Source organism: Pseudomonas sp. MD330_10, assembly GCF_042610415.1.
Lineage (GTDB): Bacteria > Pseudomonadota > Gammaproteobacteria > Pseudomonadales > Pseudomonadaceae > Aquipseudomonas > Aquipseudomonas rhodesiae.
Genome location: NZ_JBHGZU010000209.1, coordinates 1 through 228 on the forward strand (window position 1 = coordinate 1; position 228 = coordinate 228).

Genomic DNA, 228 nt, shown 5'->3' on the forward strand with positions numbered 1-228 from the left:
ATCCAGATACGCCAACTCCATAAAGTTTTCCTCATCTACCAGCATCACGCTGCCGATGTACATCTCGGCGGCCATTTCCGGGGTGTCGGCGGCGAGGGCGACATCCGCTGGGTCCAGGGGCTGGTTCAGTTCGGTGTGCAGCCAGTGTTGCAATTCGCGGTCGTTGTCGAGTTTGGGGAACTCGCCTTCGATCAGCGCGCGCTCACGCTCGTCTACATGGCCGTCGGC

Annotated in this window: 1 protein-coding gene; it reads right to left on the reverse strand. The window is 60.5% G+C overall.

The window, feature by feature from the left end; all coding sequences use genetic code 11:
- Positions 1–228: DUF533 domain-containing protein (locus tag ACFZPT_RS27215; RefSeq protein ID WP_379559201.1), on the reverse strand; the 228-nt coding region annotated here is incomplete at both ends.